This window comes from Streptomyces sp. NPDC058257, assembly GCF_042881845.1.
GTDB lineage: Bacteria > Actinomycetota > Actinomycetes > Streptomycetales > Streptomycetaceae > Streptomyces.
In genome coordinates this window covers 155,583-169,917 of sequence record NZ_JBHVXJ010000009.1, presented here as the reverse complement: position 1 = coordinate 169,917, position 14,335 = coordinate 155,583, and the positions used below count along the sequence as shown (strand labels likewise).

Genomic DNA, 14,335 nt, shown 5'->3' with positions numbered 1-14,335 from the left:
CTCTGGACCGGAACGATCCCGAGGGCGCGATCGCCGAGGCTGCCAAGGCGTACTCGAACTGGGGACGCTGGGGCGAGGACGACCGGCTCGGTACGCTCAACTTCCTCGACGCGGCCAAGCGCCGCGAGGGCGCGGCGCTCGTACGACGGGGCGTCAGTTTCTCCCTCTCGCAGCGGTTCGACATGGACGGCCCGCAGAAGGGCTGGCGGCGGCGCACCAATCCGGTGCACACCATGCTCGACACCGGCACCGACGCCGCCCTCGGCAACCAGGGCTTCCCGCACGGCCTGGGTGGCGCCGACGACGTGATCGCCATGCCCCTGCAGTGCTCCACCCAGTGGGACGGGCTCGGCCACATATTCGACCACGGCAAGGCATGGAACGGACGCCCCGCCGAGCAGGTCGTCACCTCCGACGGCGACCTCGTCACCGGCATCGAGCACATGGCCCCGCACGTCGCCGGACGTGGCGTCCTCCTTGACGTGGGCCGAGTCGTGGGCGAGGACGGTGAACTGCCCGACGCCTTCGCGATCACCGAGGAGCATCTGACCCGGGCCGCCGAGGCGCACGGCGTGACCGTCGGCCGGGGCGACATCGTGCTGGTGCGCACCGGACGCCTCACGCGCGCCCGGCGCGAGGGCTGGGGCGACTATGCCGGCGGTCCGGCACCCGGCCTCTCGTTCACCACGGCCGGCTGGCTGCACCGCACCGAGATCGCCGCGATCGCGATCGACACCTGGGGATTCGAGGTCCGCCCGAACGAGTTCGAGCACGCCTTCCAGCCCTTGCACCAGGTCGCCATCCCCAATGTGGGCCTGCTCATCGGTGAGATGTGGGATCTGGACGCACTCGCCGCCGACTGCGCACGCGACGGCGAGTACGGCTTCTGGCTCACCGCCGCTCCCCTGCCCATCACCGGCGCCGTCGGTTCGCCGGTCAATCCGCTCGCCGTCAAGTAGTCCTCAATCTTTCTGCGGAACACAGGAGTTCCCCTATGAACAGTTCCCCTATGACCACACCCCGCACCGTCCTCGTCATCGGCGGCGGGGCGGCCGGCAACGCCGCGGCGATCCTGCTGCGCCGCGCCGGAGTCGCGGTCGACCTGATCGAGACGAAGGACGACTGGAACGCCACCGCGGGCTCCGGCATCACTCTCCAGGGCAACGCCCTGCGCGTGCTGCGTGAACTCGGCGTGTGGGAGCAGGTGGAGCGGTTCGGCTACGGCTTCGGGGCGGTGGGCATCACCGCCCCCGACGGCACCGTCCTGCACGTCGCCGAGGACCTGCGCACGGGCGGCGACGACCTGCCCGCCACCCTCGGTATGCAGCGCTCGCGGCTGCAGCGCATCCTCATCGACGCGGTGCGCGCCAGCGGCGCCACCGTACGCCTCCGAGTCCGCGCCACATCCCTGGAGCAGGGCACCTCTGACGACGGCGTCACCGCTCGCTTCACCGACGGCACCGAGAGCCGCTACGATCTGGTGATCGGCGCCGACGGCCTGGGCTCCGCCACCCGCGCGGCCATCGGCATCCGGGACAAGCCCGAGCCCACCGGCATGGCGATCTGGCGGATCGCCGCCCCTCGCCCGGCCGGAGTGACCCGCACCGACCTCGCCTACGGCGGCCCCGCCCACATCGCCGGCTACTGCCCCACCGGCGAGAGCATGCTCTACGCGTACGTCGTCGAGGCCAACCGCGACCGCGCCTCGATCCCGCCGGCCTCGTACGCCGACGAGATGAGGTCCCTGGCACGGCACTACGGCGGACACTGGCCCGAGATCACCGAGCACATCACCGACCCGGCACAGGTGAACTACACCTGGTTCGACCGGATGCTGGTCGAGGGTTCCTGGCACCGTGGCCGCGTCGTCCTCGTCGGCGACGCCGCGCACTGTTGTCCGCCCACCCTCGCCCAGGGCGCGGCCCTGTCGATGGAGGACGCCTGGGTGCTCGCCCAGATGCTGTCCGCCGCCGACACCTGGGACGACGCCCTGCTCCAGGCGTACTACGAGCGGCGGATCACCCGCGTACGGCCTGTCGTGGAGGCGTCCGTGCAGCTGGGTCAGTGGCAGCTCGACGGAGTCCGTGATGCCGACGTGCCCGGCCTGATGGGCCGCACCATGGCCATGCTGCGGGAGCTGCCGTGACGACGACACCGCCCACCGTCGACGTGCACGCCCACGTCCTGCTGCCCGAGGTCGAGGCGCTGGTGGACGGCCTGCCCGGCCTCGCCGAGGCGAAGGCCCTCGACGCCCGCCGCAACGGGCCGGCCGCCCTGAAGGTCAACGGTCCGATGATCGGCGAACGCATCGCCCGCCTCACCGATCCGTCCGTCCGCCTCGCGGTGATGGACACCCAGGGCGTGGACGTCCAGCTGGTCAGCCCCTCCCCCTCGCACTACCACTACTGGGCGGAGGAGGATACGGCCGAGAAGGTGTACCGGCTGGCCAACGAGGCCACCGCGTCGCACTGTTCGGCCGCGCCGGACCGGCTGCGCGGCCTCGGCCTCGTACCGCTCCAGCATCCAGAGACCGCCGTGAAGGCGCTTGAACACGCGCTGGCCCAGGGGCTGTCGGGGATCGAGATCTCCAGCCACGCGCCCGGTCGCGAGCTGTCCGACCCGGCGTACGAATCGCTGTGGGCGCAGGCGGAGGAGACCGGCGCGATCATCTTCCTGCATCCCTTCGGCTGCACCCTCGATGAACGCCTCGACCAGTGGTATCTGTCCAACACTGTCGGCCAGCCAGCCGAGAACGCCGTCGCCCTCTCTCACCTGATCTTCTCCGGAGTCATGGACCGCCATCCCGGGCTGAAGATCATCGCGGCGCACGGCGGCGGATACCTCCCCACTCACATCGGCCGCTCCGACCACGCTTGGACGACCCGCTCGGACGCCGGATCGGGCTGCGCCCACCTGCCCAGCAGCTATCTCAAGCGTCTCCACTTCGACTCGCTCGTCCATAACCCGTACGCGCTGAGGGAGTTGGTGCGCGCGGCCGGGGCCGACCGGGTACTGCTCGGTTCCGACTTCCCCTTCGACATGGGCACCGAGGATCCGGTCGGAGCGCTGCGTGCCGCCGCTCTGTCCGACACCGAGCTCCACGCCATACGTGGCGGCAACGCGGCCACTCTCCTTAGGAAGGACTGATCCCCATGAGCGGACGTCTGCTCACGCACCTGCGGCACGTCGACCTGGCCGTGCCCGACTACGACAAGCAGTTCGACTTCTACTCCGGCGTCTGGGGCCTGACCGAGGTCGCCGAGGACTCCGGCATCTCCTTCCTCGCCGCCGAGGGCTCTCCCGAGCAGTACGTCGTACGCCTGCGCAAGGCCGACGAGAAGCGCCTTGACCTCGTCTCCTACGGTGCGGCGTCGGCGGCGGACGTCGACACTCTGGCCGAGCGCCTGCTGGCCGGCGGCGTGCAGTTGATCTCGCAGCCCGGCAAGGTCGATACCCCTGGCGGCGGTTACGGCTTCCGCTTCTTCGACGTCGACGGGCGCACCATCGAGGTATCCGCCGACGTCGAGGTCCGCCGCCACCGCCAGATCGAGGAGAAGGAGGCCATCCCGGTCAAACTCTCCCACGTCGTCCTCAACTCCCCGGACCTGAACCGCACCCGGGAGTGGTACGAGCGTCACCTCGGTTTCACCCTCTCGGACACGCTGTCCTCGCCGCACATGGGTGAGGTCATGCACTTCATGCGGATCAGCGACCAGCACCACTCGATGGCCATCGCCCGGGGCCCCCACACGGCGCTGCACCACGTCTCCTTCGAGATGCGCGGCCTCGACGAGTACATGCGCGGCTCCGGCCGGGTGATGCGCGCCGGTTACCAGAAGATCTGGGGCCCCGGTCGGCACATGGCAGGCGACAACACCTTCACCTACTTCCTCGACCCGCAAGGCAACACCGTCGAGTACACGACGGAGTTGGAGCTGCTCGACGAGGACACCTGGCACCCGCACGTCTACGACTTCTCGCAGCCCGAGGTCACCGACCAGTGGGGCACCGCCAACTCGATGAACGAACTCGTCGCCAAGGAGTCGTTCAACGACATCGACCGCGGCGTGTTCGTCGCCCCGCCGGTCTGATTCCACCCCGACTTCCGGGAACGCGGCGGCGGCCCTGTCCATGTCCTGGCTCACCGCCGCGTCCCCGGCGCCGTCTCGCCAGGAGTGCCCATGCGATTCGCCACCTACGCACACCAGCACCGCACCCGCGTCGCCGTCGTCGGAAAGGACGGCATCCTCTGCCCTCTGCCCGGCGCCGCGTCGCTCGCCGAGCTGATCCGTTCCAGCGGCGGTCTGGCCGGTCTTCTCCAGATCGGTGCCGCCGCGCTCGACGTGCCGCCCGGCCCGCACGTCTCCCAGGTGCGGCTGTTGCCTCCGCTCCAGCCCTCCTCCGTACGGGACTTCGTCGCATTCGAGGAGCACGTGGAGGGTGTGCGCCGTTCGGTCGACGGTGTCAGCGGCGTCCCCGACCAGTGGCACGCCGCGCCCACCTTCTACTTCACCAACCCGCACGCGATCTACGGACCCGACGACGCCGTCCCGATGCCGCCCGGCTCGGCCGTCCTCGACTACGAGCTCGAAGTCGCCGCCGTCATCGGCCGCGAGGGCCGCGACCTCACTCCCGAGCAGGCTCGCGACCACATTATCGGCTTCACGGTTTTCAACGACTGGTCCGCCCGGGACCTCCAGTCCGCCGAGATGAAGGTGGGACTCGGCCCCTGCAAGGGCAAGGACACGGCCACCACCCTCGGCCCTTATCTCGTCACCGCCGACGAGCTCGACCCGTACCGCGACGGCGAAGGGTTTCTGCGTCTGGCCCTGACCGCCGAGGTCAACGGTCAGGTGATCGGCAAGGATCTGCTGTCCAACATGAGCTGGACCTTCGAGGAGATGGTCGCCTACGCCTCCCGCGGCACCCGCGTCGTCCCTGGCGACGTCCTCGGCTCGGGCACGTGCGGCAACGGCGGCTGCCTCGCCGAACTGTGGGGCCTGCGCGGCGAGCAGATCCCGCGGCCCCTCAAGCCCGGCGACACCGTCACCCTCACCGTCGAAGGCATCGGGACCCTCACCAGCACCGTCGTCACCGGCGCCGAGCCGATACCGCTCCCGGCGGGGCGCCGTCGAAGCCGGGAGCGTCCGTGAACCGGACGTGCCTGCTTCGCTCACGGCCTGGTTCTCGCTGAGTGTTCGGTCCGGTGATCGGTGATCGGTTCCGGGTCAGGTCCCGCCATGGATGTGCAGGTCGTCGCGGCCCTTCACATAGGGTCGGACCCACGATGAACAGCAACGATCCCTCCGCCACGCCCGCCAAGGCCGACAAGGCGACCGTGCGGCGGCACAACCTGAGTCTGGTGCTGCGCACGGTCCATGACGCGGGTGAGACGACGCGCGCCAACGTGGCCGCTCAGGTGGGACTGACCCGGGCCGCGGTGTCCTCGCTCGTGGACCAGCTTCTGACCGACGGGTTCCTCACCGAGTGGGGCAAGACGTTCAGCGGCCAGGCCGGCCGGCCGGGCACCGCGCTGCAGGTGGCGCGGACCGGGTCCGCCGGGCTCGGGGTCGAGATCAACGTCGACTATGTGACGGTGTGCGTCATCGACCTCGCCGGTACCGACCGCGTTCGCCTGGTGGAACGCACCGACAACCGGGGCGCCCCGCCCGCCACGGTCCTGGCCCGGGCGGCGCGGCTCGCGACTAGGGCCATTGAGTCCGCCGCGGAACAGAAGCTCTGTCCCGTCGGTGCCGTCCTGGCCCTGCCCGCCCTGGTCTCCGGTGGTTCGGTGCGCCAGGCGCCGAACCTGGGCTGGAACCGGGTGGCCGTGGAGGGGCTGTTCGCGCAGGCGTTGACGGCGCTGCGTCCCACGCGCCGCGCACTGCCCGTCAGCGCCGACAACGAGGCGAACCTGGCGGCCATGGCCGAGCTGTGGTTCGGCGACGGCGACGACCCCGTGACCAGCTTCATCTACCTGACCGGCGAGATCGGTATCGGCGGCGCCCTGGTGCTCAACGGCCAACTCTTGCGGGGCGCCCACGGGTTCGCCGGTGAGATCGGGCATGTGGTGGTGGAGGCGGACGGCCCCGAGTGCCGCTGCGGTGCGCGGGGCTGTCTGGAGCAGTACGCGGGACAGGCGGCGCTGTTGCGGGCGGCGGGTCTCGAGGAGAGCGCGGGCCTGGCCGGGCTCGCGGAGCTGGAGCGCCGGGCCCGCGAGTGCGAGGCGCAGGCCCGGTATGCGATCGAGGAGGCCGGGCGCCGGCTGGGCCGGGTTCTGTCGGGAGCGGTGAATCTGATCGACCCCGACGCGGTGATTCTGGGCGGTGTCTTCCGCGACCTCATGCCGTGGCTCGCCCCCGCCGCCGACGAGGAGCTGACCGCCCGGGTGGTGTCGGGCCTGTGGACGCCGGGCAGCAAGCGGCTGCGGGCCTCGTCCTCGTCCGGTGACGCGGCGCGGGGCGCGGCGGCCCGTGGGGTGCGCGAGGTCCTGGCGGACCCGGCGGCGTACGTGGAGCGCGCGGCGGACTGACATCCCGGCCCTGGGCAGGGGGGGCCTGGCGGTGTCGGTGCGCCGAGCGCTGCGGGAGGGTGTCAGACGCGGTGTGCCGCTATCAGCCGCCGGTACCAGTGGTAGCTGTCCTTGGGGATGCGCTGCTGGGTGTCGTAGTCGACGCGTATGATGCCGAACCGTTTGGCATAACCAAGTGCCCATTCGAAGTTGTCGAGCAGCGACCAGAGGTAGTAGCCGCGTACGTCGACACCCGCGTCCATGGCCATTCGCAGGGCTGTCAGATGACTGTGGAGATAGGCGACGCGGTCTGTGTCGTGGATGCCGCCGTCCTGATCCACCACGTCGTGCTCGGCCGAGCCGTTCTCGGTGATGTGGACCGGCGGGAGGGCCTGGCCGTAGGTGTCCTTCAGCGCGGTCAGCAGGTCGGTGAAGGATTCGGGCACCACGGGCCAGTTCATGGCCGTGCGCCGCACGTTCGGGTAGGGCGTCTCGCTGTAGCGGTTGTCCGTGGCGACGCGGTGGGAGGGGTCGGGCTCGCGGTAGGGGGCGTCGGCGACCACGATCGGGCGGTAGTAGTTGATGCCGAGGAAGTCCAGCGGCTGGGCGATCAGATCGAGGTCCCCCTCGCGGCGGAAGTCCTGGCGGGTGATCAGCTCGCCCCAGGTGTCCTCTTCGGTCGCCGGATAGCGGCCCGCCAGGATCGGCTCCGTCCACACCAGATTGTGCTGGGTATCGGCGCGCAGGGCGGCCGCCAGGTCGGCGGGCGTCTCGCTCGCGGGCACGTTGCGGTCGAGGTTGAGGGTGATGCCCGCCTCCCGGACACCGGCCGCGCGCAGCGCCTTCATCGCCAGGCCGTGGCCGACGAGCAGGTGGTGTGCCGCGGCCAGGGCGCCGGTGCCCTCCTGTGCGCCGGGGGCGTGGCGGCCGACGGAGTAGCCGAGGAACGCGCTGCACCATGGCTCGTTGAGGGTGATCCAGCGCGGTACGCGGTCGGCGAGGTGCTCGGCGACGATCTGCGTGTACTCGCCGAAGCGTTCGGCGGTCTCCCGCACGCGCCAGCCGCCTTGGTCTTCCAGGGCCTGCGGCAGGTCCCAGTGGTAGAGGGTGGCGGCAGGTTCGATGCCGGCTGCCAGGAGTTCGTCCACGAGCCGGGAGTAGAAGTCCAGGCCCTTGGCGTTGGCGGGGCCGGACCCGGTGGGCTGGATGCGGGGCCAGGCGATGGAGAAGCGGTAGGAGTCGACTCCCAGGTCGCGCAGCAGGGCCACGTCCTGGGGGTAGCGGTGGTAGTGGTCGCAGGCCACGTCGCCGGTGTCGCCGCCGTCGACGCGGCCCGGGGTGTGGCAGTAGGTGTCCCAGATGGAGGGGCCTCGGCCGTCCTCGTGCACGGCGCCCTCGATCTGGTACGAGGCGGTGGCCGCGCCGAACACGAAGCCGGAGGGGAAGAGGGGCAAGTCGCTCATGAATGGCCTTACTTGACGGACATGGCTCTACTTGACGGATCCGCCGGTGATACCGGCGGCGATGTACTTCTGGGCGAGGACGAGCAGCACCGCTGCCGGGATCGCGGACAGGACGGACGCGGACATGACGGAGCCCCAGTCGCCGACGTGCGCGCCGATGTACTGATAGATGCCGAGGGTGACCGGCTTGACGTCGTCGGTGGTGTTGAGCGTGAGGGCGAACATGAAGTCGCTCCACGCGTACAGGAAGGAGAACAGGCCTGCGGTGATCAGGGAGTTGCGGCTCATCGGGAGCACGACCTGCGCGAAGGTACGCAGCCGGCCCGCGCCGTCGACCTCGGCGGCCTCGATGACCTCCCGGGGGATGGCCACCATGAAGGAGCGCATCAGGACGATGGCGAAGGGGATGCCCAGGGAGGCGTCGGCGAGCATGAGGCCGAAGTAGGAGTTGACCAGGCCGAGATCGACGTACGCGCTGTAGAGCGCGTTGGCGATGACGATGCCCGGCACCATCTGGGTGATGAGCGTGCCGAAGACGATGGTGCGGGTGCCGCTGAGGCGGAACTGGGCGAGTCCGTAGGCTGCGGGGGCGGCGATCGCGAGGCAGATGGTGACGGCACCGAAGGCTACGGCGAGCGAGGTCAGCAGGTGGCCGCCCTGTTCGCGGATCGCGGAGGTGAACCCGGACAGGTCCACGCCGTGCGGGACGGGATGGACCTCCAGGAGACCGGATGCGGGCTGCAGGGCGGTGTTGAGCATCCAGTAGAGCGGGAAGAGCATCACGCACAGGATGAGTACGCCGGCAGCGGTGGCACCCCAGCGGCGCTTCGCCCTGGTGGCAGGCCCCTGGGCGGCAGGTTTCTGGGCGGCGGGTGTCTGGGTGACGGTGGTGGTCGCCATGCCGGTCACTTCCCCTCGGAGCGGTTGGCGCGCAGGTAGAACACCGCGAAGACGGCGGAGATCAGGATCAGGACGTTGCCGACGACGGCGCCCGCGCCGAAGTCCAGTTGCACGAAGGAGTTCTGGTAGGTCAGGGTGCCCAGGGTCTGGGTGGAGTCGGCGGGGCCGCCGTCGGTCAGGGCGAGGATCAGGTCGAGGATCTTGACCGTCGACATGAAGCCGAGGACCAGCACGACGGTGATGACCGGCTTCAGCAGGGGCAGCGTGACCGAGCGGAACGTGCGCCAGGCGGACGCGCCGTCCAGGGACGCCGCCTCGTGCAGCTCCTTGGGCACCTCCTGGAGGCCTCCGTAGAGGATCACCATGTTGAAGGGGATGCCGATCCAGATGTTCACCAGGATCACGGAGAACAGGGCCATGCCGGGGCTGGTCAGCCAGGGCGTGGCGCCGCCCAGGCCGACAGTGTCGAGGAAGGAGTTGAGGACGCCGGTGTCCTGGTCCAGGATGCGGCGCCAGACGACGCCGGAAACGACCATCGGGACCAACCAGGGCAGCAGGATCAAGGAGCGCAGCATCCCGTTGAGCGGGAATCTCCTGGTGAAGAACACGGCGAGCGCGAGGCCGATGCCGAACTGGCCGATCAGGGAACCGATGGTGAAGACGACGGTGTGCCACAGCGCCTTGCCGAACAGGTCGTCCTTGAAGACCTTGCTCCAGTTTTCGGTGCCGTTGAAGGGGGCCTTGCCGTCGAAGAAGGTAGAGGGCGAGTAGTCCTGGAAGCTCATCAGGATGTTGCGCACGAGCGGGTAGCCGAAGAAGAGCAGCATGAAGAGGACCGCGGGCGCGATGAAGCCCCATTGGGAGAGCCTGCGGCGGCGCCGGACGCGTGCCGGGTCGGGCTTCTTGGTGGCGGTCGCCGGGTGATCGGCGGCGGGCGCGGTCGCGGAGGCTGTGGTGGCCGACATGTTCGTCACGTCACTTCCCGCTCGTGGCGCGCTGCTGGGCGCGCTTCAGCGCGGCCTCGCTGGACTGCCCGGTGAGGGCGGACTGGAAGGCGCTCTGCAGGGCGAGCGACACGGACGACCACCGCGCGCCGACCTTGGCCGTGCGCGAGCGCGCGGTGGCCACCTGGTCGGCGAGAGCGTCGAGTTCGGGCACTTCCTTGCGCCAGAGGGCGGCGGCCTTCTCGTTGGCCGGGACCATCCAGCTGTTGCGCGCGTAGGTGATCTGTTCCTTCTCGCCCGCCATGCAGCCGATGATCTTCGCGGCGGTCTTCTCGCGCGCGGTGTCACCGGTCTTGGGCACGGTAAGGACGGCGCCGCCGAGCGGGCCGACGGAGTCGTCACCCGCTTTCGGCACGGGGATCCGGGCGATGCCCCAGTCCAGGTTCTTCTTGGTGTTGAGGGTCTCGACCTGCCACGGACCGTTGATCATCATTGCGGCGTTGCCCGCCATGAACTGGTCGTTGACGTCGGCCTGGGTCCAGTTGACGGTCGACTTGGACAGCGAGCCGTCCTTGATGAGGCCCTTCCAGTAGTCGAGCGCCTGGGCGACCTGCTTGCTCGCGAGGTGCGACTCGTCACCGCCGTTGGACCACATGAACGGTGCGAACTGGAAGACGCCGTCCTCCGCCCCGCCCGCGCTCAGGGCGATGCCGTACTGCCTGTTCCGGGTGAGCTTCTTGGCGGTCTGCCGCATCTCGTCCCAGGTGGTGGGCACTTCGAGACCCGCCTTCTGCAAGGTGTCCTTGTTGTAGAACAGGGCGAGGGTGTTCACCGTGCGCGCGGCCCCGTAGTAGGTGCCCTGGTAGGAGCCGAAGTCGACGATGCCCCGCGGGATGCCGCGAGTGGACAGGCCCAGCGTGCGCAGGTCGATCAGGCCGCCGGCCGCGGCGAACGTCGGCACTTCGGAGGCGTCGAACTGGATGACGTCCGGCAGCGACTTCGAGGACGCCATGCGCAGTGACTTCGTCATGACCTGGGCGGCCGGCACGCTCTGCTGCTCGATGGTGATGCCGAGCCGCTTGCTGCAGCGGGTCAGGGTGGCGGCGTCCCAGCCGTGATACGAGTCGTCGGTCGACGAGTTGAGGACGGTGTAGACGTCGTCGTCGCGTTGCTGGCCGCAACCGGCGAGCGCCGCGGTGGCCACGAGCGCGGAGACAACGGTGAGCGGGACCGTCGCCCGCCGACCGGCACGGCGGCGCCTGACACGCGCGCGCTGCGGTATGTGTGCTGCTGTCACGGTGGTTGCCCTTGCCTGGGAGGGGTGGCCGGCCCGGCGGGACGCCCGTGTCCCGCCGGGGGTGTTCGCAGGTGTTCGTAGGTCCCGGTACGGATCCGGCCTGGGCCGTACGGGCTCGATCGCGGGGTGCACGGATCAGCGCGCGCCGAGCAGGTGCTCCATGGCGAGCTGGTCGAGGCGCTCAACGGCCATGGGGCGCCGGGCGGCGGCGTTCACGTCGTGGTTCTCGTACGCGCCCTGGCCGGCCATGAGTTCGGCCAGGCCCTCAGTGGCTGTGGGTTGTGCAGGCTGATCGGGGCGGGAGTCATACGGCGCTCGCCACACCTGAGGGGCGGACCGGAGTGCGTCCGAACTCCCCTTGAGGATCGGCGGGTTGCGCATGCGGTTCTTCGCGGACTCCATCACGCCGTCGGCCCCGTCGGTGCGCGCCGGCGTACGGAGTCGACGAGGTTCGGCGCCGGGCGAGTGGCGTCGCCGAAGGGATCGTCACCCCGCCAATCGACGGTCAACAGACCGAACGTGGACGTGTCTTCGGGGGTGGGGGTGAAGTGGTCGGACATGGTGCGGCCCTTTGCTGCGGGTTTGTTTTCCGACATGACTAATACGGCACCAAGCGCTTCGACGCTAGCCCCCGGAGCCAACTTCACGTCCCACAAAAGCGTCATCACATGGTGCTATCAGCAATCGAAGCGCTTCCGCGATCGCACCGAGGAAGAGCCCTTGCCGTTTTGTTTTCTGTACGATCAAATGGCGAGGGCAGCTACTTCACCTTCAAGATCACAAGCCAGTTGAGGGACTCCACGCCACCGACCAGCGCCGTCATCGGCAGGGAAGTTCGCCGCGCCCTGCTCCACGACAACACCTCGCCCGCCCTGTCTCCCTCGACCCGAGACCTGGCACCGGCCGCCCCCTGCCTCCGACGGCTCCTGCGACCCGAACTGCCGCCCCGCACCACCCTGAGGAAGATCATGAAGTTCACCGACGGCTTCTGGCTCATGCGCGACGGGGTCGAGGCCTCGTACGCGACCGAGGTCCGCAGCGTCCGAGCCGACGCCGACCGCTTCACCGCCCACGCCGCGATCAAGCGCGTCGAGCGGCGCGGCGACACCCTCAACTCGCCCCTGCTGACCGTCGACTGCTTCTCCCCTGCCGAGGGCGTCATCGGCGTACGCACCACACACCTGGCGGGCAAACGCCACCTCGGCCCGGACTTCGGCCTGCCGGGCGCCGACACCGGGGTCGGCCAAGTGCGCCGCGACGGCGACATCATCGAGCTGACCAGCGGCCCCCTCACCGCACGCCTGGACAAGGCCGCACCCTGGACGCTGTCGTTCCATGACGCGGACGGCCACGAAGTGACATCGGCGGGCCGCAAGAGCACAGCCTTCTTCACCACTGGCGACGGCGAACATCACATGGCCGGTCGGCTGGCGCTCGGCGTCGGCGAACAGGTCTACGGTCTGGGCGAACGCTTCACGCCGTTCGTCAAGAACGGCCAGGTCGTGGACATGTGGCAGGCCGACGGCGGCACGAACAGCGAACAGGCCTACAAGAACGTCCCCTTCAGCCTGCACCTCTCCCCCACCGGCGCATACGGCGTGTTCGTCAACCACCCCGGCAAGGTGAGCTACGAGATCGGCTCGGAGTCGGTCGGCCAGATGCAGTTCAGCGTCCAGGACCAGACGCTGGAGTACTTCATCGTCGCGGGCCCCACCCCCAAAGACGTCCTGCGCCGCTACACCGCCCTCACCGGCCGCCCCGCACTGCCGCCTGCGTGGTCGTTCGGACTGTGGCTCACCACTTCATTCACCACGCGGTACGACGAGGAGACGGTGACGTCCTTCGTCGACGGCATGGCCGAGCGCGACATTCCGCTGAGCGTCTTCCACTTCGACTGCTTCTGGATGCGCGAGTACCAGTGGTCGGACTTCCAGTGGGATCCGGATGTCTTCCCCGACCCCGAGGGCATGCTGGCCCGGCTGAAGGGACGGGGACTGAAGATCTCCGTGTGGATCAACCCGTACATCGCGCAGAAGTCCGACCTGTTCGACGAGGCCGCCGCCGCGGGATATCTGGTGAAGCGGACCACCGGCGACATCTGGCAGTGGGACCTGTGGCAGGCGGGCATGGCGCTCGTCGACTTCACGAACCCTCAGGCCTGCGCCTGGTTCCAGGCGAAGCTGAAGGTGCTGCTCGACCAGGGCGTCGACTGCTTCAAGACCGACTTCGGCGAGCGCATACCCACCGACGTGCTCTGGCACGACGGCTCCGACCCGGAGCGTATGCACAACTACTACACGCACCTGTACAACCGCACCGTCTTCGAGCTCCTGGAGAAGGAACGCGGCACGGGCGAGGCTGCCTTGTTCGCGCGTTCGGCGACGGCGGGCGGCCAGCAGTATCCCGTGCACTGGGGCGGCGACTGTTTCTCCTCGTTCGGCGCGATGGCGGAGTCTTTGCGCGGCGGTCTGTCCCTGTCGTTGTCGGGATTCGGCTTCTGGTCGCACGACATCGGCGGCTTCGAGGGCACCCCCGACCCGGCGGTCTTCAAGCGCTGGCTCGCCTTCGGCCTGCTCTCCTCCCACAGTCGCCTGCACGGCTCCAGCTCCTACCGGGTGCCGTGGGAGTTCGGGGAGGAAGCCGTGGAGGTGACACGGCAGTTCACCAGGCTCAAGCACCGGCTCATGCCCTACCTGTACGGAGCCGCGGCCGAAGCTCACCACACCGGCGTGCCACTGATGCGGCCCATGCTCCTCGAGTTCCCCGAGGACCCCACCGCCCGCGGCCTGGACCGGCAGTACATGCTCGGCCCCGACCTGCTCGTCGCCCCGGTCTTCTCGGCCGACGGCGACGTCGAGTACTACCTGCCCCAGGGCACCTGGACCCACCTCCTGACCGGCGAACACGTCCAGGGCCCGGTCTGGCGCCGCGAGCGGCACGGTTTCGACAGCCTGCCCCTGTACGTCCGCCCGGGAGCGGTCCTGCCGCTGGGCTCCGACACACAACGACCCGACGGAGACTGGCTCGACGACCTCACCCTGCTCGTCACCTCCGACGCACACCAGGTGACGGTCGATGTCCCCGACCACACCGGCCGCCCTGCCGCTGCCTACCAGGTGACGCGCGAGCCGTCGGGCACGACGGTGACCGTGACCCCGCCGGAAGGACGCGGCGCTCCGCGCATGGTGGGGTCGGCCGGTCTGTGAAGTCCGAAGCTCCG

At 69.4% G+C, this 14,335-nt stretch carries 12 protein-coding genes and 1 pseudogene; 7 read left to right on the top strand and 6 right to left on the bottom strand.

Annotation, left to right across the window (positions count from 1 at the left end; genetic code table 11):
- The first annotated feature begins 2 nt into the window (after positions 1–2).
- The 6 genes from ACFVXC_RS22610 (at position 3) to ACFVXC_RS22585 (ending at position 6,532) form a co-directional block, all read left to right on the top strand.
- On the top strand, positions 3–959 hold the full coding sequence (locus ACFVXC_RS22610) for a cyclase family protein (RefSeq protein WP_389908071.1): 957 nt from the start codon (positions 3–5) through the stop codon (positions 957–959).
- Positions 960–1,009: 50 nt separating this feature from the next.
- On the top strand, positions 1,010–2,146 hold the full coding sequence (locus tag ACFVXC_RS22605; protein WP_389907771.1) for an FAD-dependent oxidoreductase: 1,137 nt from the start codon (positions 1,010–1,012) through the stop codon (positions 2,144–2,146).
- Positions 2,143–3,147 (top strand): amidohydrolase family protein, encoded by a 1,005-nt coding sequence (locus ACFVXC_RS22600; protein WP_389907769.1) that lies wholly within the window; start codon positions 2,143–2,145, stop codon positions 3,145–3,147. The genes ACFVXC_RS22605 and ACFVXC_RS22600 overlap by 4 nt, the downstream gene beginning before the upstream one ends.
- A 5-nt stretch (positions 3,148–3,152) precedes the next feature.
- Positions 3,153–4,091, top strand: coding sequence for a VOC family protein (locus ACFVXC_RS22595; protein ID WP_389907767.1), 939 nt, complete (start codon positions 3,153–3,155; stop codon positions 4,089–4,091).
- 90 nt (positions 4,092–4,181) lie between these two features.
- Complete coding sequence (locus tag ACFVXC_RS22590) at positions 4,182–5,153, top strand: fumarylacetoacetate hydrolase family protein (protein WP_389907765.1); 972 nt, start codon at positions 4,182–4,184, stop codon at positions 5,151–5,153.
- 134 nt (positions 5,154–5,287) lie between these two features.
- The gene (locus ACFVXC_RS22585) at positions 5,288–6,532 is read left to right on the top strand and encodes an ROK family protein (protein ID WP_389907763.1); all 1,245 of its coding nucleotides are present in this window, start codon (positions 5,288–5,290) and stop codon (positions 6,530–6,532) included.
- Between the two features lie 62 nt (positions 6,533–6,594).
- On the opposite strand, the gene ACFVXC_RS22580 is transcribed toward ACFVXC_RS22585, so the two are convergent.
- The 6 genes and pseudogenes from ACFVXC_RS22580 to ACFVXC_RS22555 all read right to left on the bottom strand — a co-directional run.
- Entirely contained in the window at positions 6,595–7,974 is a 1,380-nt protein-coding gene (locus ACFVXC_RS22580; RefSeq protein WP_389907761.1) for a GH1 family beta-glucosidase, read from the bottom strand.
- A gap of 27 nt (positions 7,975–8,001) precedes the next feature.
- Positions 8,002–8,874 carry a carbohydrate ABC transporter permease gene (locus ACFVXC_RS22575; RefSeq protein ID WP_389907759.1) on the bottom strand — a complete coding sequence of 291 codons (873 nt, stop codon included), beginning with the start codon at positions 8,872–8,874 and terminating at the stop codon, positions 8,002–8,004.
- Positions 8,875–8,879: 5 nt separating this feature from the next.
- Positions 8,880–9,839 (bottom strand): carbohydrate ABC transporter permease, encoded by a 960-nt coding sequence (locus ACFVXC_RS22570; protein ID WP_389907757.1) that lies wholly within the window; start codon positions 9,837–9,839, stop codon positions 8,880–8,882.
- Positions 9,840–9,849: 10 nt separating this feature from the next.
- Complete coding sequence (locus ACFVXC_RS22565) at positions 9,850–11,115, bottom strand: ABC transporter substrate-binding protein (protein ID WP_389907755.1); 1,266 nt, start codon at positions 11,113–11,115, stop codon at positions 9,850–9,852.
- Between the two features lie 135 nt (positions 11,116–11,250).
- Complete coding sequence (locus ACFVXC_RS22560; RefSeq protein WP_389907753.1) at positions 11,251–11,517, bottom strand: hypothetical protein; 267 nt, start codon at positions 11,515–11,517, stop codon at positions 11,251–11,253.
- A gap of 11 nt (positions 11,518–11,528) precedes the next feature.
- Positions 11,529–11,675, bottom strand: a pseudogene (locus ACFVXC_RS22555) (xylose isomerase); the annotation flags it as partial.
- 408 nt (positions 11,676–12,083) lie between these two features.
- Here ACFVXC_RS22555 and yicI point away from each other — a divergent pair.
- Positions 12,084–14,321 (top strand): alpha-xylosidase, encoded by a 2,238-nt coding sequence (gene yicI, locus ACFVXC_RS22550; protein ID WP_389908069.1) that lies wholly within the window; start codon positions 12,084–12,086, stop codon positions 14,319–14,321.
- Positions 14,322–14,335 lie beyond the last annotated feature (14 nt).

What these genes read in the sequence shown, in the direction of transcription:
- ACFVXC_RS22590 (WP_389907765.1), top strand. Translation starts at nt 4,182, where the DNA reads ATGCGATTCGCCACCTACGCACACCAGCACCGCACCCGCGTCGCCGTC.
- ACFVXC_RS22605 (WP_389907771.1), top strand. Translation starts at nt 1,010, where the DNA reads ATGACCACACCCCGCACCGTCCTCGTCATCGGCGGCGGGGCGGCCGGC.
- yicI (WP_389908069.1), top strand. Translation starts at nt 12,084, where the DNA reads ATGAAGTTCACCGACGGCTTCTGGCTCATGCGCGACGGGGTCGAGGCC.
- ACFVXC_RS22575 (WP_389907759.1), bottom strand. Translation starts at nt 8,874, where the DNA reads ATGGCGACCACCACCGTCACCCAGACACCCGCCGCCCAGAAACCTGCC.
- ACFVXC_RS22570 (WP_389907757.1), bottom strand. Translation starts at nt 9,839, where the DNA reads ATGTCGGCCACCACAGCCTCCGCGACCGCGCCCGCCGCCGATCACCCG.
- ACFVXC_RS22560 (WP_389907753.1), bottom strand. Translation starts at nt 11,517, where the DNA reads ATGGAGTCCGCGAAGAACCGCATGCGCAACCCGCCGATCCTCAAGGGG.
- ACFVXC_RS22595 (WP_389907767.1), top strand. Translation starts at nt 3,153, where the DNA reads ATGAGCGGACGTCTGCTCACGCACCTGCGGCACGTCGACCTGGCCGTG.
- ACFVXC_RS22585 (WP_389907763.1), top strand. Translation starts at nt 5,288, where the DNA reads ATGAACAGCAACGATCCCTCCGCCACGCCCGCCAAGGCCGACAAGGCG.
- ACFVXC_RS22580 (WP_389907761.1), bottom strand. Translation starts at nt 7,974, where the DNA reads ATGAGCGACTTGCCCCTCTTCCCCTCCGGCTTCGTGTTCGGCGCGGCC.